We start from the raw sequence: 19,730 nt of genomic DNA, 5'->3' as shown, positions 1-19,730 counted from the left end.
ATGGTCAAGCAAGGCAATAATCATTTCAGGTATTTCGTCGGCATCCAGTCGCTTGCACAAATAGTCACGCGCGAGGACCGCGTTTGTGTGCTCAACATTCTGGGAGGCGAGTCGTCGGACGTGACGCCGGTGAGCCACGCGTTTTCCGGTGGGAATATCGTATTCGGCACTGCGCCTGGCAAGCGCGGGCAGGTGCTCGTGACGCCTGCCGGCGACATCCCCGTCTATAACAACGTGCGCGAAGGCCTCGAAGCCGGGCATCGTTTCAATTGCGGCGTCGTCTATCTGCCGCCGTCGGCCGCGCGCGATGGGGTGGCCGAACTGATCCGCGTCAATCCCGATCTGCGCAAGATTTTTATCATTACGGAGAAGATCTCCGTGCACGACGCCCGGGAAATTCGCGCGATGGGCCAGCAAGCAGGCATCGACATTTTTGGCGCGAACGGGCTGGGCGTCGCGGACTCCTGGCAGCGGGTGCGCATCGGGGGTGCGCTCGGCGGCGATGATCCCGGCGCAACTTTGCGGCGGGGCTCGATCGCGATCTTTTCCAACTCGGGCGGGTTTAGCACCACCATTGCGCAATATCTGCGCATGAGCGGCTGGGGTACAACGACCGTCGTATCCAGCGGCAAGGACGTCTACATCCACTATGCGGCGCCGGAGTTCGCCTTTGCCCTCGCCAACGACGCGCGCAGCAAGGCTGCCGTACTGTACTGCGAGCCGGGCGGCTACTACGAGGCCGACGCCACATTTACGAAACCCGTCGTTGCCTGCGTGGTAGGCCGCTGGAAGAGTCGTCTGACGCGCGCGGTGGGGCATGCGGGCGCAATGGCGGGCGGCGCCGACGATGCTCTTGCAAAGGAGCGTTGGTTCATGGAGAAGTTCGGCGTCGAGCGTCTTTTTACGCCGGACGATCCATGCTGCTCGGCGAAGGGCGCCGTTGTGACAAACATCGCGCACATTCCCGCCGCGCTCACCGCAGTGATGCGCGCGAACGCGACGATGCCCGACTTTGAGCCGGAAGGCAGCCTCTCGCTCAAACCGTGGTTTGGCTCGGATCAGGGGATCGAACTGCCGGACGACCTCGCCCTGCCGGTCGTGGAAGCAGTCGCGCCGTACAACGAACAGATTACGCGGGCGAACAGCCAGATCGGCGCAATCCCGCCGCGCCAACCCTTGAAGGACGCTTCGGGCGCCTCGCAGATGGACGCAAAAACGCAGGTGAGCAGCCTGCACGGGGTATCCATGCTCGAAGCAGCGACGCGCTCGCTCGAGGAGAACATCTGCCTCGCGCTGTTGCGGGAGTTCGGCGGGGCAAACGACACAAAGCTCATCGACGTGGCTGTTGGCGCTGCAGTGAATCTGCACGGGACACCGGAACTGGCGGCCGCGCAGGCTTCGCGCGAGGCGGGCAATGCGCCCAATGCCGTGCTCGCGGCCGCGGCGGCGATCGTCGGGCCGAATCGCCAGCGTGCTGCGCGCGAGGCGGCAGCACTGATGATCGACGGCTTCGCGACAGCCAAGCTCACGGACGCGTTCGACGAGACCTTTGATGTCAATGCAGTCCACACCGCGGACACTGCAGCGCTGTTCTGCGATGAACCCGATCCAGAGGCGCAAGCCATGCTGGGCGGGCTCGCCTCGCGCGGCGTAAGTTCCGCAATCATCCGATGGCTGTCGTGTGGCCCGGGCCATCCGCGCCCGGAAGCAGTACTCGCGGCGATCACGACGACACTCGCCTGGGGCCCGCTCATGCGCAAGCGGATCTCCCGCCTGACCGCAGAAAGCTTGCCGTGGTGGACAAAGCTCTTCGGCACCATGATCGGCGCCTCAGCGGACGCCTCGCGGCACGGCCCGGACGGATTTTGCGGCTTCGCCACCGAAGAATTACTCGGCGAACGCACTCTGACGGAAATCGCCTTCGCAGCGCTGCTAAACCTGAAACCGACTGCCGACGACCTTTTCGCGTTCAAGACCCTTGTCGGTTTGCTGCTCACGAACGGACCCGGCGCCATTTCGGCGCAAGGCGCAAAGGGCGCAGTATCTGCCGATGGCCCGGAAAGTCCCGAACGGGTGCAGCTAAACAAGGCTCTGGCGGGGTTCCTCACGCACACTGGATATACGCATGGCGGCAACGGCTACGAAGGCATTGCGTTCCTCAACGAGGCGTTCCGCAGCAGCGGCCTTGAAGATCCGACCGATGCTCGTCATACCGTGGACCTCGAAGCGCTCGCCCGGCGCTCCGTCGAGCGATACGCGCAGTACAAGACGCGCCAGAAGCAGTTGGGGAGCCTCGATATTGCGAAACTTCCGGGTATTAATCATCCGGTCTTCAAAGACAAGCCGGTGAACCACGACCCGCGGGAAATCTTCATCGCCAACCTTTATGAAGCCCGCGGCGAGTACAACGCGTTTCATGCGTTTTACCGTGTGCTGGTGCAGGCTTTGTTCGACGCAGGTGTCTCGCGCAATGTCTATTGCGTCAATGTCGATGCCGTGATTGCCGCGTTGCTGTTGAAGATGCTGTGGCAGCCGCTCAAGCGCGGGGAGTTCAGCGAGGCGGACCTTGAAACGGCCGCGTTCACGATCTTCCTCTATCCGCGCATGCTGGGCTGCGCTGCGGAGATTGACGATCATTTGAACCGCGGACGCAATATGGACACGCGTACGGCCGCTTCCCAGTGTCGTTTCGTGGCCTGACCGCTGGCCTCTGATGGTCGCCGCCACGCGCTGGCGCACAGCTAACGCGCGGCGGCGAAAAAGAGGCGCCGATTGATAACCATTCGACATCAATCGTTCGGAAGATTGCACTTATCGTTTGATTGGCCACGGGCCAAAATTCCCGAACAGACAAAGAGCGGAACCACCGCATATCTCGGGATTTCAGGAGACACATTGATGCACCCCTCGCCCTCTACCCTTTCGCTGGGACATTCAAAGGCCGCGGCGGTTTTCCGCGTGACGGCCGGAAATTTTCTGGAGCAGTTCGACTTCTTTCTGTTTGGCTTCTATGCGACGCAGATCGCCAACGTCTTCTTTCCGGCCGGGAGCGAATTTGCCTCGTTGATGATGACGTTCGCGGTCTTCGGTGCCGGTTTTCTGATGCGCCCGCTCGGCGCGATCGTGCTCGGTGCGTACATCGACGACGTCGGCCGCCGCAAGGGGCTCATCGTCACGCTCTCCATCATGGCGAGCGGCACCATCCTCATTGCGTTCGTGCCGGGCTACGCGACCATTGGCCTCGTGGCGCCCGCGCTTGTGCTGCTCGGGCGGCTGTTGCAGGGCTTCTCCGCGGGTGCGGAGCTGGGCGGCGTGTCGGTGTATCTCGCCGAGATGGCCACGCCCGGCCGCAAGGGCTTCTTCACGAGCTGGCAGTCCGCGAGCCAGCAGGTGGCGATCGTCGTGGCCGCGGGCCTCGGCTTCGCGCTCAACCAATCGCTGAACGCCGCTACCATCGCGGCGTGGGGATGGCGCGTGCCGTTCTTCGTCGGCTGCATGATCGTGCCGTTCCTCTTCGTGCTGCGTCGTAATCTGCAGGAAACCGAGGAGTTCAAGGCTCGCCAGCATCGCCCGAGCATGAAGGAGGTATTCACGACGCTGGTCCAGAACTGGACCGTCGTGATTGCAGGCATGATGCTGGTGGCGATGACCACCGCGAGCTTCTATCTCATCACGGTCTACGCGCCGACTTTCGGCAAGACGGTCCTGCACCTCAGCACCGCCGATAGTTTGCTTGTGACGCTGTGTGTGGCCGTGTCGAACTTCGTGTGGCTGCCGATCGGCGGAGCCCTCTCCGACAGGATCGGCCGCCGGCCGCTCCTCATCGCCATGACGGTGCTCGCCATCGCGACCGCGCACCCGGCCCTGTCGCTGCTCGCTCACGCGCCCAGCTTCCTCAACATGCTGCTCGCCCTCCTTTGGCTCTCGTTCATGTACGGCATCTATAACGGCGCGATGATCGTCGCACTGACGGAAGTGATGCCGGCGCAGGTACGCGTCGCGGGCTTCTCGCTCGCCTATAGCCTCGCGACCGCCGTATTCGGCGGTTTCACACCGGCGATCTCCACGGCGCTCATTCACATGACTGGCGACAAGGCCGCACCCGGCTACTGGATGAGCTTCGCGGCAGCGTGCGCCCTGATGGCGACGTTTGCACTCTATCGCCGCCGCGCAGCGACGCTGACTCCGGCGCACTGATTCGCGTCTCGCTCCGCATGCGGCTAAACACACAACCTGACACGACTCCGATCATGAGAAATCTGTTTCTGAAACTATGCGCCGCAGCACTGGTCGCAACCTCGGCTGTTGCGGCGAACGTGCAAGCCGCCGACCTGCACGTCATGAGCTCGGGTGGCTTTACCGCAGCGTACAAGGTGCTCGGCCCGAAGTTCGCATCCGAAACGGGCAACACGCTCGACACCGCGCTTGGTCCGTCGATGGGCAAATCGCCCGAAGCGATCCCCAACCGGCTTGAGCGTGGCGAGCCCGCCGACGCCGTTATCATGGTCGGATATGCGCTTGACGAACTGATCCGGAAAGGCAAGGTCATCCCCGGATCGCGGGTCGAGCTGGCCGATTCGCGCATCGGCATGGTCGTGCGCGAAGGAGCGGTGAAACCCGATATCAGTTCGGCAGAAGGCCTTCGGCAGACCCTGCTGCATGCGAAGTCGATCGCGTACTCGGACAGCGCAAGCGGTGTCTACATTGAGCGGGAGTTGTTCAGGAAGCTCGGCATCGAGGATCAGGTCAAGTCGAAGGCGAAGATGATCCCGCGGATTCCAGTAGCCTCGGTGGTGGCGAACGGCGACTACGAAATCGGTTTCCAGCAGGTGAGCGAGTTGCTGCCCGTCAAGGGGGCGACCTTCGTCGGAAAGATTCCTGAGTCCCTGCAGTCGGTCACGCGTTTCGCCGCCGGCATTCCCGTCAGCGCACAGCATCCGAAGGAAGCGAAAGCCCTGCTCGACTACCTCGCTTCACCTGGCGTACAGGCAGACGTCAAATCGACAGGGCTGGATACCGTCTCCGCTCATTGACGCAAACCTGAATGAAGGCTTGCCTCAGGCGGCCTTCCTGTCACATCCCCGAGGTATCTCTCGCGGGATCCCCCGCACCGTCCGCGCCGCCTGGCGCTGCCGCCCCGAGCATTCGCGCAAGACGCGTACGATCGCAAGCACCCTCCCACATCGAAACGAAGATCACCGCGCAGGCGTTGCTGATCACGCTCGTCAGGGCGCGCGCCTCGGACATGAAGCGGTCGATGCCCACCAGTAGCGCCACCCCGGCGACGGGCAGATCGGGAATCACCGTCAGCGTCGCGACGAGCGCCACCAATCCGCTGCCCGACACACCCGCCGCCCCCTTGGACGTGAGCAACATAACGGCGAGCATCATCGCGATCTGCGGCGCGGAAAGCGGCACGTCGCACGCCTGCGCGATGAACATCGAGGCGAGCGTCAGATAGATCGCGGTGCCGTCGAGATTGAACGAGTAGCCTGCGGGCAGCACAAGCCCCACCACGCCCTTGTCGCAGCCGAGCGCCTCAAGCTTCGCGATCAGGCGCGGCAGTACCGGCTCCGTCGACGATGTCGCGAGAACGATGAGCAACTCCTCGCGCATGTAGCGCAAGAGCCGCCAAAGTGCGAAGCCGTGCAGCCGCGCAAGCGGAGCGAGCACCAGCGCAATGAACAGCAGGCATGCCACGTAGAAGGACACCATCAACATCCCGAGCGATCCGACCGAGCGGATGCCGAAGCGGCCCACCGTGAAAGCCATCGCGCCGAATGCCCCGAGCGGAGCGAGTCGCATGATCATCGCGAGGATGCGGAACAGGGCCTGGGCAATGCCGTCGATGAGCGCGAGCACCGGCCTGCCCGCCTCCGGACAGGAATTTAGCGCAAAGCCGAAGAGCAGCGAGAGCAGCAGCACCGGCAGGACCTCGCCCTTGTCGAAGGCGCCAAGCATCGTCTCGGGGATGACGCTCAACGCGAATGCGACAAGGCCGCCCGGCTGCGCGTGCTTCGCATATTGCGCGAGGATGCTCGCGTCCAGATGGTTAGCGTCGATGTGCATGCCCGCGCCGGGTCGCAGCACGAAGGCCGTGACGAGTCCAAGCGCAAGCGCCACGGCTGTCAAAAAATAGAAGAGTCCCAGCGCCTGAAAAATTGTGCGCCCGATGGCCTTCCCGCTAGCAAGCGACGTGATCCCCGAGACGATCGTGCAGAAAACGATCGGCGCAATCATCATCCTCACGAGGCCGATGAACCCGTCGCTCAAGGGCTTGAGCAGCGGGCTCGCTTGCGGCAAGAAGTGACCGAGCGCCATGCCGAGCATCATGCCCAGCAAAACCTGCAGATAGAGCGAACGAAGCGGTCTTGCCAACCTCATGATGCGGTTTTCCTGCCTGGCCGCTCTTTTGGAGACGTGTTATTGCCCACGGCATCGCTGCATGCGACGCCGCCGCGCTTCATCTCGACAATCGTTCTGTGAAACTCCTGCGCAGCCGGTGTAAGTGGACGTCCACGGCGTCTCACGATTCCCACGCGCCGCTTCACCACCGGTTCGACGAGCGGCACGCTCGTGAGGATGGGGTGATCGCGCCCGGGCATGGCCATCGACGGCACTGCGGCGACACCGAGCCCCGCTTCGATTAAACCGAGCATGGTCGTTACGTGACGCGTCTCGCAGACGCTCGGCGCATGCGGCGCCACGGCCGACAGCGCCTGATCGAGCAGCAGTCGGTTGCCGGAAGTTTTGTCCACCGAGACGTACTCGTGCTCGTAAAGCTCGTTCCAAGTCACGCGTTTTTTGCGGGCGAGCGGGTGATCACGGCGGCAGGCGGCCACGAAGCGCTCCTGCAGCAGAACCTTGAACTCGACCTCGGACTCCTGGCTGCCCAGAAAGCTCACGCCGAAATCCGCCTCTCCGCTGATGACGGCGCCAAGCACCTCATTCGCGCTCATATCCAGCATCTTGACCCTGATGCGCGGGAAGCGGCGATGATAGCTCGCGACGGCGCTCGGCAGGAAGTAGTAGGCCACCGAAGGCACGCAGGCGATGGTGACACGTCCCAGTCGGCTCGAAGAAACATCGCGGATGCCGAGCAACGCGACGTCGAGATCATCAAGCAGCTGCTCGGCGCTCGGCGCGAATACCCGGCCGACGGTGGTGAGCGTGACGCTGCGCGTGGTGCGCTCGAATAGACGCACGCCGAGTGCTTCCTCGAGCTTGTCGATCCGGCGGCTCAAGGCCGGCTGCGAAATGCTCACCGCCTCGGCGGCCTTGCGGAAGCTTCCCAGTTCCACTACTGCTCGAAACGCCTGCAAGTCGTTCAAGTCGAAGTTGATACCCACGAGTCATCCTCCACATCCTGGATGCGGCTATTTTGCATGAAGCAGCTCAAAGCGCCCATTGCGAACTACGCCCGTTCGCTCGGCCCTCCGGCGGTACTGCAGACGTGAGGCGCGACGGGCCGGTTTCACGGACTCAGCCGTCATTCATATGAGAGACGCGGACATCGCCCTCTGGCCGACAACGGGCGAAAGCACGGCGCGCCAAAGTCGTGTGAGACAGCAGCAGGGCGCTAGAACAGCGAGGCCTCTCGATGACAGTGTCGGTCGGGCAGCGGCGCTCGCAACAGGTCGCCGGGCTATTTGCCAAAATATGAACGTCGTTTATAATAGCGAATGAACGGCCGCAACCTGGCGGCGATCTAACGCTAGTCGTATGCGGGTGCTCTGTCATCGCGCAGGTATCCGGCACGGCTTCAACCTTTACGCCGAAAGTTGTGGGTGGTTACGAGGTGTGGGCCACACTACACGAGGAGCTCGCCGTGCCACGCGAAGCCGTCACCGCCTGCCGCATCTGCGCCGGCAACTGTTCACTGCGCTTGACCCTGGACGACGCCGGACGCGTCGTTGCCGCGCGGGGCGACCGCGACAATCCGCTCACGCGCGGCTACGCCTGCATCAAGGGTGCGTATCTGCATGAGGCGCATAACAGCGCCGAGCGGCTCCTGCACCCGCTGAAACGGCAGCCCGATGGCAGTTTCGTGCAGATGCCGCTTGACGTGATGCTGGCCGAGATCGCGGCGCAACTCCAGGCACTGATCGAGCGCCACGGCGCCGATGCGGTCGCAGCCTTTCGCGGCACCATGAACTACTCTAACCTCGCCGCCAATCATATGTTGCCCGCCTTCCTTGCGGCGCTGGGTTCGAATTCGTTTTTCTCCACAATGACCATCGACCAGTCGGCCAAATGGGTGGCATTTGAGCGACTGGGCGGCTGGGCTGCCGGCAAAGATCCGTATGCGCTCGCCGACGCGCTATTGTTCGTCGGCACCAATCCGCTGGTGTCGCTATCCACGTTCAATTTTGCATTGCAGAATCCGGTCAAGCAGCTCCACGAAGCGAAGGAGCGCGGCCTTAAGCTGGTGGTGATCGATCCACGAGAGACCGAGACCGCCCGCCATGCCGATGTCTTCCTGCAGGTGCTGCCGGGCGAGGACCCGACCGTCCTGGCTGGCCTGCTGCGCATCATTCTGTGTCGCGGCTGGCACGATGCCGAATTCTGCGCGCGCTACGTCAAGGACCTGCGACGACTGGCGCACGCGGTCGAGCCGTTCACGCCCGAATACGTCGCCCAGCGCGCCGGCGTCAGCGTCGCAGGGCTCGAAGCCGCCGCTGCGGCCTTCGCGGAACCCGTGCGGGAGGCCGGCGGCCTGCGCCGCAAGCGTGGCTCGGCCGCGTCGGGAACCGGGCCCAACATGGCGCCGCACTCCAATCTGGCCGAGCATCTGGTCGAATGCCTCAACGTCGTGTGTGGCCGCTTCGCTCGCCCCGGCGACCCTGTACCGAACCCCGGCGTAGTCGCCCCACGCTACCAGCGCCGGGCCGATGTGATTGCGCCACGCCGTTCCTGGGAATCCGGCTGGAAGAGCCGTGTCGGCGGCTATGGCATGCTGTTCGGCCAGAAGATGAGCGGCACGCTGGCCCAGGAAATCACTACGCCTGGCGCCGGCCAGATCCGCGCGCTGTTGGTCGACGGCGGCAATCCAGTCGATGCCGTGCCCGACCAGCGCCGCATCGCCGATGCGCTGCGCCAACTGCAACTGCTGGTATGCATCGAGCCTTTCATGACTAACACTGCGCGGCTCGCGCACTATGTGATTCCACCGAAGCTGATGTTCGAGCGCGCCGACCTGCATTCGCGCGACTATGAGTCCTACATCATGTTTCAGCCTTACGCACAATACTCGGCCGCCGTGGCGACGCCGCCGGAGGGATCCGAAGTCGTGGACGACTGGTTCGTATTCTGGGATCTGGCGCGGCGCCTGGGCAAGACCATCAATTTCGACGACGTTCCGCTCGATATGCGCGCAGCGCCGACCACCGAAGAGCTGCTTGCGATCCTGGTTCGCCACGGCTCGATCTCATTTGACGAACTGAAGCTGTACCCACAAGGGAAAGTCTACGAGATCGAACCGATGATCGTGCAGCCCGGCGAGCCAGGGAACGCCGCGCGCTTCGACGTAATGCCGGACGACGTCGAGTGCGAACTGGCGGGCGTACTGAACGAAGCGGGGGCGCCGCCGGGGTTCACGCATCGCCTGGCGGTGCGGCGCGTGCGCGACGTGCAGAACACCATGTACCACCACCTGCCCGCGGTGCGCCGACGCATGCCGTTCAATCCGGCCTTTGTGCATCCCGATGACCTGGCTGCTCAAGGACTGACCGAAGGCCAGTGCGTGGCCATTGTTTCGCCGCATGGCCGCATTCGAGCTATCGTCAAAGGGGACGCCGCACTGCGCCGAGGCGTCGTGTCCATTCCGCACGGCTGGGGACCGATGCCCGACGAGGAGCCCGAGACCTACGCCGGCGCCAATCCAAACCAGTTGCTCAGCACTACAGTTGGTCTTGATCCGATCAACGCCATGCCGGTAATGAGCGCAATGCCGGTACGCATCGAAGCGGTAGTCTGAATCGCAAGAGAGAACCCCGTTCGAATCGAACGATTTGTTTCCGAGCGCGACGATGCAGCTACCCGGCCGTCCTGCTGAATCCGCCGCTCACGACCGGACGCTCGCGCCGCTGCTGTGAGTGGCCGCAGCGGGTCGAGATGGAATGGACACCGCCCTCCCTCCGGGGAGGACCGTGCGCGTTTTCCAGCCGCACGATGGATATTCTTCGAGCCCGAACTGCGAGAACATGGCCGCGCCCCGCTCTAGCAATGATGCGCAGCGCCGGCGACACGTGGCGCGCCGCTTGCTGCGTTCACAGATGCAGGCGAGAGGGGGTGGTTTTCCCCCAATGGGGCCGCAGATGGACGGTCGAGCTTCGGAGAGCGGGATACGAATGAGGGTGACAATGGATAGCGTGCAGTGCGAGTACGGCGATTGCGTGGTGCTGATCCGCGCACTGCGCAACTGGGTTGACCGCTACTGCCCCGCCGACTGCGCGCGGGTCAAGGCCGAGATCAGGCAGCTCATCGACATGGTGGAACGGGCCGGACCGCGCGACGCGATGTTTCACGGTCGTCTCGATGCGGCCCGCTCGCTGATCGTGCTCGGGCGACTGTCGGACGCGCTGGACTGTGTCGATACGCTACTGCGGGTCGTGCAACAAACTGAGCGCAGCCCAACGCGTCGGCCGATTACCGCCCGCGGCTGGCGCCCGTAGAACACGCTAAGGCTTGACGAATCTCAGCGTCATGCGATCCGATTCACCGATTGCGGCGTAGCGCGAGCGGTCGACGTCACCGCCCGCGTAGCCCGGCGGCAGCGACCATACGCCATGCGGATAATCTTTCGTATCTCGCGCGTTCGCGTTGATTTCGCTGCGTTGCGCGAGCACGAAGCCCGCCGCCTGTGCCCGGTCAATCACGAAAGCTTCAGTCACATATCCGGTTTCGATCATCTGCTGTACCGTCGAGCCGGGCCGGGCGCGATGTTCTTCCACACCAAGTTCGCCCCCGTGCTTCAGCGCGTCATGGAACGCACGCAGATTGGCATCGAGCTGCCCATCCTTGATCCAGTTGTGAATGTTGCGAAAAGTAAGCACGCGATCGAACCGCTCGTGTGCATCGAAGCCGAAAAACTGGCCCGCGTGCAATGTGCCGACCACGACGTTTCCGTAGATTGCGGGGGCGCCCGCGAGCTTGCGCAAATACTCTGCATCGATTGACCGGTCTTCCGAGGCCAGGTCCGCGGACGTGCTCAGATATTGCGCTTCGTACAGGTGACCCGCGTCGTGCAGATAGGGCGCCAGAATGTCCGTGTACCACCCGCCGCCCGGCGCGATCTCCAGCACGGTTTGCGTCGGACTCAGATCGAAGAAGCGCAACGTCTGCGCCGGGTGACGATAGACGTCGCGCGCCCGGGCGGTCTGACTGCGTTGCGGATTGGCGACCGCCAGGTCGAGCGCCTTCGCCTCGGAAGCTTGCGAAGGTGTGACAGGACCGCTCAGCTGTGAGGAGGAAACGCATCCGGCCATGATCGTCGCGATCACCGTCATCGCGAAACGGGCAGCACGACGCTTCGAATATTCCACCAGGGTCGAGCGCACGAGAATCGGCTTCATAGGCACCACGCGGAGTTGACATGGCACACACGATACCCGCTCCTTCGAAGTTCGTGTTTGCCGCACTGCTGGCCGGTGCATCGATGTCCGCGCATGCCGTCGCGCCGGGAAGGACCCCAGTCCTCGAACCCGCGTGTCAGGGAGCGGGCGATGCCTTGTAGGTGTCTTCTATTGCCGTCAGCGTATCGAACGCGAGGTCCAGGTCCTGTTTGAAAGTATCGAGCACCTTTCGTTCGCGGGTGGGGCGCGTTCATTTCATTCTCACGCAATGACTTAGACCGGAAAACCTACCGGGACCAAATAGACGACGGTCTGGGCGTGAGGCAGGCCGAGCTTGCGCGCCGCCGGAGCTCCGTCGACGGCGCCCACGGTCACCGCGACGAGCCCAAGCGTGACGACCTGGAGCAGCATGTTCTGGGTCGCGTGCCCGACCTCGAGATCGGCATACAGATTCGCTCTCCCGCCATACCTCGCGCTCAGCCGACTGGGGTCGGCGGCCACCACGAGCAAGGCCGGGGCCGCCTCGACGGACGCCTGGTTGACCGCCAGTGCTCTCAGCTCGGGGCGCAGGTCGTGGGTCGCCCGCGTCTCGGCCCGGTGGCCATCAGGCAGATAGTGCATCACCTCCGTGGCGGTCACCACGTAAAGTTCGAGCGCGTACAAAGCGCCGGCCGCCGGAGCCGCGCGCTTGCCGTCCGAGCTGGTGATGCCCTGCCCGGCCCACAGCAGTTGGCCAATGGCCTCGACCGGCAGCGGCTTTGGCGCGAATCTGCGCACGGACCTGCGCTTCTCGATGGCTTCTTCGAGGGACATCGTGCCTTTGAGGTTGGGCTTGGGCAGATCGATCTGACCGGTGAATTTCGCCTGGCTTGCCTGCGCGAGGCCGGTAGAACCTTCGGCGAGCGCGCCTGCGGCCAGCGCAACCAACAGTTCACGGCGTTTCATCGGCACCTCCATCAGCAAGAAAGCAGGCTGGCTGGCAGAGCCTGCAGCCTGCGCGAATCTCAGTGCTGCACATTTGCCGCCTCGTCTGTTTGCGGGGGGAGGTCCGTCGAGCGGCAACGGCGCAGTCGACCACTCGCGCGGAGCAAACACGAACACGGCTAAGCGACGGAACCCACGACCGGTGTGCGCCGCACTTCCGACAGGTAGATCAGGATCAGCGAAACCCAGACGATCCCGGTGACGACGCCCATGGAGCGAACTATCTCGTCGTGCTGCCAGCGCTGGCGGTAAGCATCCTCCCATTGCCGGTGTTCATCTGTGACAGCACCATGACCATCCGAGAACTGGGGACCGGGGGCCGTAAAGTAACGTAACCTGTCCAGAAAGTGGCTCATGCGCGTCCTGCCTCTGTCAGATCAGGCCGGTGCAAGCTCAAAGCGATGCCCGGCACGCAAGCACCTAAACGCCATCTGGCATAGTGACAGGTACGGTGTCTGCCTCAATCGGACTTTGGTCCTACAATCGCCGCCCGCGGGTGGTGTAGGGTTGTCACGCGCAACCGACAGGAGAGCAATCATGTGCCGCTGGCTCGCTTATACCGGCAATCCGCTTCAGCTCGAAACCGTGCTGTTCAACGCCCGGCATTCGCTGATCGATCAGAGCATGCATTCCCGGCTCGGCGCCACCACCACCAATGGCGACGGTTTCGGGATCGGCTGGTATGGACATCCCACTGACATTCCGTTTCGCTACCGCTGCATCCAGCCCGCGTGGAGCGACCGCAATCTACGCGAGGCCGCGCGGGCAATCCACTCGCCGCTGTTCGTCGCGCACGTGCGCGCGGCGACCGACACGCCGTCGCAGGAAACCAACTGTCATCCGTTCCGCCACGGCCGCTGGCTGTTCGCGCACAACGGCCTGGTGCGCAACTATCCGGCGGTGCGCCGCGACCTGATGGTGAAGATCGACCCCGATCTGTTCCCGTCCATCGAAGGCTCGACCGATTCCGAGGTGCTGTTTTTTCTCGCGCTGACCTTCGGGCTGGAGCTCGCGCCCGTCACCGCGCTCGAACGGATGGTCGGATTCGTCGAAGCCACCGGCCGCCGGCATGGCGTGGATGAACCGCTGAACATGACCGTGTGCGCGACCGACGGCGAGCAGATCATCGCGGTCCGCTATTCGAGCGAAGGACAGTCGCGCTCGCTGTTTCACAGCACGTCGTTCCGTCATCTGCGCGAGTTGTATCCCGACGACGAGCGCATCAAGACGGCCGGCGAGAATGCGTTCCTCGTGTTGTCCGAACCGCTCGCGGACTTGCCGGGCTTTTGGGAGGAAATTCCCGAGAGCACGGCGGTGGTCGCGCGCGGCGGCGAGATTGGGCAGTATGCGTTCAAGCCGAGACTGGACTGAGCCGCGCCAAGCCAATCGTGCTCGAAGACTTGCCTGACGCGATCGACGAGATCCACTTGCGGACGAAGCCTCTTGCACACCATGCGTGACGGTGTCCGCCGGCACGGCCCAAAGTTCGTTACTCCCGTTTAGAAACTCGCATTTCCGCGCACTGTCAGCGGAGGCGCCTTGCGCATCTTCGCCGGTGCGCTCGTCGAGCGCGTCCATGATGTGCAGCCGATTCCTATGCCCGCCTCCCGAAGCCGCGCGACGCTGGCACGAACGCCCGGGCCCGCGACTTGCTAAACGTTGCCGCGAGGTGACACATATATGAACGACGAAAAATTGATCGAGCCGGAATCCGCCGTACGCGATTCCGTGGAGCGATCCTGGATCAGACGCCTGGGCCCTGGCCTGATCACGGGCGCCGCGGACGACGATCCGTCAGGAATCGGCACCTATTCGCAGGCCGGCGCGCAGTTCGGATTCAACCTTCTGTGGGTGATCCTGATCACGTATCCATTGATGACCGCAATACAGCTGGTGAGCGCGCAGATTGGCCGGGTAACCGGCAAGGGCCTCGCATCCAACATACGCGCGCATTATCCGGCATGGCTGCTGTACGGCGCGGTCGCCCTGCTCGTCGTGGCGAACGTGATCAACATCGCCGCCGATCTGTCGGCGATGGGCGCCGCGGCCGGATTGCTGCTGCCAGGTCCGCAGCACCTTTATGTCGTCGGCCTCGGGACGCTCTGCGTCGTTCTGCAGATTTTTGTCCCCTACGACAGTTATGCGCGCGTTCTGAAGTGGACCGCCCTCTCGCTTCTCGCGTACGTCGCGGTCGCATTCATCGTTCCGATCCGCTGGGGTGAAGTCGCGCGCGCCGTTGTGTTGCCGCGCATCTCGCTGACGTCGGACTATCTGACCATGGTCGTCGCGGTGCTGGGCACGACGATCAGTCCGTACCTGTTCTTCTGGCAGGCGTCGCAGGAAGTCGAAGAAATGCGCTCGGCACCGGAACAGGCGCCGTTGCGCCGCGTACCGCACCAGGCGCCCGCGCAGTTGCGAAGGATACGTTTCGATACGTGGGTTGGCATGGGGGTGTCCAACTTCATTGCATTCTTCATCATATTGACGGCGGCGGCTACGCTGCATCTGCATCACATCGACGTGAAAACCTCGGCCGATGCCGCGCGCGCGCTCGAGCCGTTTGCCGGGCGCTTCGCTTACGTCCTGTTTGCGCTCGGCATCATCGGAACCGGCCTGCTCGCGCTGCCGGTCCTCGCCGGCTCGGCCGCCTACGCCGCCGCGGGCAGCTTTCGCTGGCGCAGCAGTCTCGCGTTGCATCTGACACTCGCGCGTGAATTCTATGCGGTGATCGCACTGGCCATCCTGGGCGGTGTGGCCATCACCTTCATGCATTTCGACCCGATCCGCGCGCTGTACTGGAGCGCGGTGATCAATGGCGTTACCGCGGTGCCGATCATGGTCATCATGATGCTGATGGCGCGAAGCCGGCGGGTCATGGGACAGTTCGCCGTCAAGGGCGTGCTGGCCTGGGGAGGATGGCTCGCAACGCTCGCGATGGCGCTGGCGGCTGTGGGCGTGTTCGTGCCGTCGTAACAGACGCGTGCCACCGCAAACCCGGCTTTCGCACGGAACAGCGGCGCGCCGCAATTCGGGCCGCACGGGTTGCGCAACGGCAAGCGGATCTGAACTTCCCCGTTTCGGGTTCGTCTGAACGGTGCATCCGGCCAGCGCCAGCGCCGTCACATGCTGACGGTTTGCCGACAACAGCGTGGCCGCTCCCGTTCGCCGATCAAGGAGGATTGCAAATGCCGAAAAAGCGTTCAGATGAATCGTCAGCCGCACGCGGCAACCGCAGCGACAGGATTCTCGCCGCGCCCGTTTTCTCGCAGCCACAACCCACGCCGGACCCGCAAACTTTCGTGGTCAGGCACGCATCCGATGCCGCAGCCTACAAGGTCATCGACGAACTGAACCGCGAGCACAAGCTGAAGGCGCTGCCGTTTCCGCCACCGCGCGGCGGCGCCGAGCCCCGGCTGACGTTTGCGGAGGTGGTGGACAACAACCAGAAGCTCCTCGATACGATCAGCGCGAACGGACAGATCGTCTTTCACGCCACCGGCGATTGCGGCAGTACGAAAGGTCCGGTCACCCAGAATGAAGTTTCGGACAAGATGGTCAGCGACTTCGACGAAGCCGATCCCGCCGAGGTGCCGCAATTCAACTTCCTGCTGGGCGACATCGTCTACAGCTTTGGCGAAGCGCAGTACTACTACGATCAGTTCTATGAGCCGTACCGCAACTATCATGCGCCGATTCTCGCCGCTGCCGGCAACCACGATGGAATGGTTTCGCCGTTGCAGCATGAGAAGAGCCTGCAGGCGTTTCTGAGGAACTTCTGCTCCGACTGCTTCCAGGTCTCTCCCGATGCGGGCAACCTTTCACGGACGGCGCAAATTCAGCCAGGCGTTTTCTTCACGTTCGAGGCGCCGTTCGTGCGCATCATTGCGTTGTACAGCAATACGCTCGAGGACCCAGGCGTGATCGCGGACCGTCACATCGGCAACAGCCAGCTGAAGTTCCTGAAAGCGGCGTTATTGCGGGTGAAGAAAGAGAACTATCGAGGCGCCCTGCTTTTCGCGCATCACCATCCGCCCTATGTGGCGCGCGGCCGTCATGGCTGGAGCGTCGAAATGCAACAGCAGATCGATACGGTTTGCAATGAGGTCGGTATCTGGCCGCATGCCGACCTCGCGGGACACGCGCACAACTACCAGCGCTTTACGCGAACCCGTTCCGATGGCACCCACATCCCTTACATCGTTTGCGGGAACGGCGGTCACGCCGTGCAGCCACTCACCACCAACGGACAGCCGCCCCTTCGCGCGCCGCAGCTGATCCAGGCCGCGTCGAAAGACACGGATGCCGTGGTCCTCGAAAGCTACGACGACCGCAACTTCGGCTATTTACGGCTCGTCGCCAACGCGAGGCAACTGCGTATCGAATACCATCCCGCCGTTGACGGACCCAACACGAAGACCCCCGACGATCAGGTGACCATCGATCTGGCCACCCGGCAGGTCGCTCACTACGTGGCTCGCGACTCGGGAATACCCGCTCTTGCGGAGCGCATTCGTCAGTTCGCGCAGGTCAAGCCCCACCAAGGCTGATGGGCGCGCAATCCGCCCCCGATCTCATGCGAACCGCGGTTCCCGCGCGTTTCCCCGCATTAAAGATTTGTGACTTCCTACCGTAATAATAAAAGTGAGGCGGCTCGCAGCGTTCGAGCCGTCGCTCAACCCGGTAGTCGGAGAACAGCGTGAGATTCAAAGCGGCTTCGTGCCCTAAAGAAACCAAACCGATTGAGTCCCGGGTCGATAGCGACGCACATGCCAATGGCTGGTCAGCTCGCAACCAGCAGTTTCTTTACTATTTCCTGTCGCGGTACGGTCAACGCAGGACCATACCGTTGTCGAGTCTCTGCATTGCCGTCGTTGCCGGCGTTGGCATCGGTGCTCTTGTGCATCAAGCGGCCGGTGAAGCGGCGATTACCCTACGTGTCGCATTGTCGATGGTGTCGGGCGTTGCCGGCCTCGCGATCGTTCGTCGCAAGCTCGGCCTGGATTACGCGCGGCAAAGCGCCGCCACCGCACTGGCGAGCGGGCTTCTGCACGCGAATCGCGACTGCCTGAAGGTGCTGGCTACCGACGGAAAAATGCTGCGGGTGTCGGAGCATGGCGCGATGTTGATGGAAGCGGAGTCACCGGAGCAACTGTCCGGCGCGGACTGGCTCGCTTTCTGGACCGGCGAGGACCGCACGGCGGCCGAGAAGGCTTTGGCGGGCGCCGTTTCCGGCAAGAGCACATCGTTCACTGGAAGCTGCGCGACGACGAGGGGGCGTACCAGGTGGTGGAACTCCACGCTCACGCCAGTGACGGGCGACGACGGTGCGGTGAGCGCGCTGCTTTGTGCTTCCGAGGACGTCACCCAGCAATCCGAGCTGTTGAAGACACTGCGCGAACGCGATGAATTGATGCATGAGATGGAGTTGCATGTCCGGCTCGTGTTCTATTCGTGTAGCTCGCATTTTGAACACTGTCATCATGTCAGCGCAGGTGTCGAAAGCGTGTTCGGCATTACGCCTCAAGAGCTTGGCAACAGGCCTTCCGCGTGGCTCGATCTCGTGGTGCCGGAGGATCTGGAGCCATTGCTCGCCGAGATGAACCGCGTCGCGTCGGAGGTGGCGGAAGGTCGCGTCGAATACCGCATCCGCCGTCCGGATGGTTGCCTGCGCTGGATCAGAAGCACGGCCTATCCCGTGTGCGACGGCTCCGCGAACGTGGTGCGCATCGTCGGTGTCAGCGAAGACATCACGCTGGAACAGGAACGCCTCGCGGCGCTCGACCGTCTGGCCTACACCGATGGCCTGACAGGTTTGGCTAACCGGGGCGCGCTGATCCGCCAGATGAAGACGCTTTGCAGGCAGAACGTCGCCTTCAGTCTGATGTTCGTCGATCTCGACCGATTCAAGGTCCTGAACGATACGCTGGGCCATACGGCCGCTGACCGTCTGTTGCAGGACATCGCCAAAGTCATTCAGGGAGCGCTTGCGCCGGATGCCTGTGTAGCGCGCCTCGGCGGAGACGAGTTCGCGGTGATCGTCAGGGGCGAGAGCGACAAGGCCACGTTGGCGAGCCTGGCGCAGTCTCTGCTGAACCTGTTTTCAAGCGACGTTCGAAAAGACCACGCCGCGCCATTCGTCACGGCGTCGATCGGCATATCGATCTTTCCCGAGCACGGCCGCGATCACGAGGCGCTGCTGACGAGCGCGGATATCGCGATGTATGCGGCGAAAAAAGGCGGTCGCAACGGCTTCCGGTTCGCCGACGAAGCATCCAGCGATGTGCTCGGCGATTTCGAACTCGAGTGCAATCTACCCACGGCGCTGGCGTCGAACCAATTCGTGCTGCATTTCCAGGGTATTCATGAGCCAGCCTCTCTGGCGGTGAAAGGCGTCGAAGCACTGGTTCGATGGAATCATCCGGCACGAGGCCTGGTGGGTCCGGGCAGCTTCATTCCGATCCTCGAAGAAAGCGGGTTCATCGTCGAAGTCGGGGCGTGGGTCGTGGACGCGGCCCTCGCTCAACTGGCCGTCTGGCAGTCCGCCGGAAGAAAAGAGCTGTCCATGTCGGTGAACGTGTCCGCGCGTCAGCTCAGGGATGACTCGCTTGTCGCCATAGTCGACCAGGCGCTGCGAAAACATCGGGTGCCGCCGCGCTGCCTCCAGATCGAACTGACCGAAAGCGCGTTGATGGAAAACCCCTCACTCGCGCAGGCAACGCTGATGGCGCTCAAGCGGCTTGGCGTGCGCATCGCCATCGACGACTTCGGAACGGGATACTCGAGCCTGCGTTATCTGGCCGATTTTTCGCCGGACATCGTCAAGATCGACCGCTCGTTTACGGCAACGCTGGGACGCGACGCGGCGGCCGCGTCGATCGTCCGGGGCATCATTCAGATGTCGCACGAACTCGGCATCAAAGTGACGGCCGAAGGTGTCGAAACGAATCAACAGCTGCATGCGCTGCGCGACGCAGGCTGCGACTACGTGCAAGGGTTCTTTTTGACGAAGCCGATGAATGCGGAGAATCTGGTTCAGTGCGAAAGCTTCGTGCCTTTGTCCGCAGCGGGAGCAACCAGCTACTGCTCCCACTGACGAACAGCTCCGCGACGACCGCGCGCAATCCGCGATTGGCGGCCTCGACCTACATACGATGACGCAGCCAACCCGGTCCC

General features: G+C 63.1%; 13 protein-coding genes and 1 pseudogene. 9 read left to right on the top strand and 5 right to left on the bottom strand.

Annotated features, from left to right (window positions below):
• The 3 genes from OKW26_RS09020 (at position 1) to OKW26_RS09010 (ending at position 5,033) form a co-directional block, all read left to right on the top strand.
• Positions 1–2,700: a CoA-binding protein gene (locus tag OKW26_RS09020; RefSeq protein WP_429353359.1), complete on the top strand. Its 2,700-nt coding sequence runs from the start codon at positions 1–3 to the stop codon at positions 2,698–2,700.
• A 198-nt stretch (positions 2,701–2,898) separates the two neighbouring features.
• The gene (locus OKW26_RS09015) at positions 2,899–4,197 is read left to right on the top strand and encodes an MFS transporter (RefSeq protein ID WP_184066240.1); all 1,299 of its coding nucleotides are present in this window, start codon (positions 2,899–2,901) and stop codon (positions 4,195–4,197) included.
• Between the two features lie 53 nt (positions 4,198–4,250).
• Entirely contained in the window at positions 4,251–5,033 is a 783-nt protein-coding gene (locus OKW26_RS09010; protein ID WP_429353358.1) for a substrate-binding domain-containing protein, read from the top strand.
• A gap of 40 nt (positions 5,034–5,073) precedes the next feature.
• Here the strand turns inward: OKW26_RS09010 and dctA are convergent, their stop codons facing one another.
• Together dctA and OKW26_RS09000 are read right to left on the bottom strand one after the other, a co-directional pair.
• The gene (dctA, locus tag OKW26_RS09005) at positions 5,074–6,384 is read right to left on the bottom strand and encodes a C4-dicarboxylate transporter DctA (protein ID WP_429353357.1); all 1,311 of its coding nucleotides are present in this window, start codon (positions 6,382–6,384) and stop codon (positions 5,074–5,076) included.
• A complete protein-coding gene (locus OKW26_RS09000) occupies positions 6,381–7,349 on the bottom strand; it encodes a LysR family transcriptional regulator (protein WP_429353356.1) in 969 nt (322 codons plus the stop codon). Before OKW26_RS09000 ends, dctA begins: the two co-directional genes overlap by 4 nt.
• A gap of 479 nt (positions 7,350–7,828) precedes the next feature.
• Here OKW26_RS09000 and OKW26_RS08995 point away from each other — a divergent pair, with 479 nt between their 5' ends.
• A complete protein-coding gene (locus tag OKW26_RS08995) occupies positions 7,829–9,976 on the top strand; it encodes a molybdopterin-containing oxidoreductase family protein (protein ID WP_429353355.1) in 2,148 nt (715 codons plus the stop codon).
• Between the two features lie 385 nt (positions 9,977–10,361).
• Entirely contained in the window at positions 10,362–10,673 is a 312-nt protein-coding gene (locus OKW26_RS08990) for a hypothetical protein (RefSeq protein WP_429353354.1), read from the top strand.
• Between the two features lie 6 nt (positions 10,674–10,679).
• Here the strand turns inward: OKW26_RS08990 and OKW26_RS08985 are convergent, their stop codons facing one another.
• The 3 genes and pseudogenes from OKW26_RS08985 to OKW26_RS08975 form a co-directional block, all read right to left on the bottom strand.
• Complete coding sequence (locus OKW26_RS08985; RefSeq protein ID WP_429353353.1) at positions 10,680–11,573, bottom strand: class I SAM-dependent methyltransferase; 894 nt, start codon at positions 11,571–11,573, stop codon at positions 10,680–10,682.
• Positions 11,574–11,846: 273 nt separating this feature from the next.
• The gene (locus OKW26_RS08980; RefSeq protein ID WP_184066259.1) at positions 11,847–12,518 is read right to left on the bottom strand and encodes a SagB/ThcOx family dehydrogenase; all 672 of its coding nucleotides are present in this window, start codon (positions 12,516–12,518) and stop codon (positions 11,847–11,849) included.
• Between the two features lie 251 nt (positions 12,519–12,769).
• Positions 12,770–12,913 (bottom strand): annotated as a pseudogene (locus OKW26_RS08975) (nitrate reductase); the annotation flags it as partial.
• 181 nt (positions 12,914–13,094) lie between these two features.
• Here OKW26_RS08975 and OKW26_RS08970 point away from each other — a divergent pair.
• The 4 genes from OKW26_RS08970 (at position 13,095) to OKW26_RS08955 (ending at position 19,650) form a co-directional block, all read left to right on the top strand.
• A complete protein-coding gene (locus tag OKW26_RS08970; RefSeq protein ID WP_018422973.1) occupies positions 13,095–13,928 on the top strand; it encodes a class II glutamine amidotransferase in 834 nt (277 codons plus the stop codon).
• Between the two features lie 309 nt (positions 13,929–14,237).
• Positions 14,238–15,530, top strand: a complete 1,293-nt coding sequence (locus OKW26_RS08965) for an NRAMP family divalent metal transporter (protein WP_429353352.1) — start codon at positions 14,238–14,240, stop codon at positions 15,528–15,530.
• 212 nt (positions 15,531–15,742) lie between these two features.
• Positions 15,743–17,104, top strand: coding sequence for a metallophosphoesterase family protein (locus OKW26_RS08960; RefSeq protein WP_429353351.1), 1,362 nt, complete (start codon positions 15,743–15,745; stop codon positions 17,102–17,104).
• 299 nt (positions 17,105–17,403) lie between these two features.
• Positions 17,404–19,650 carry a sensor domain-containing protein gene (locus OKW26_RS08955; protein ID WP_429353350.1) on the top strand — a complete coding sequence of 749 codons (2,247 nt, stop codon included), beginning with the start codon at positions 17,404–17,406 and terminating at the stop codon, positions 19,648–19,650.
• Positions 19,651–19,730 lie beyond the last annotated feature (80 nt).

It is taken from the genome of Paraburkholderia sp. 32, from assembly GCF_050435345.1.
Taxonomy (GTDB): domain Bacteria; phylum Pseudomonadota; class Gammaproteobacteria; order Burkholderiales; family Burkholderiaceae; genus Paraburkholderia; species Paraburkholderia tuberum.
Note: the sequence above shows the minus strand (reverse complement) of the source record. Positions and strands in the feature narration are given on the sequence as shown.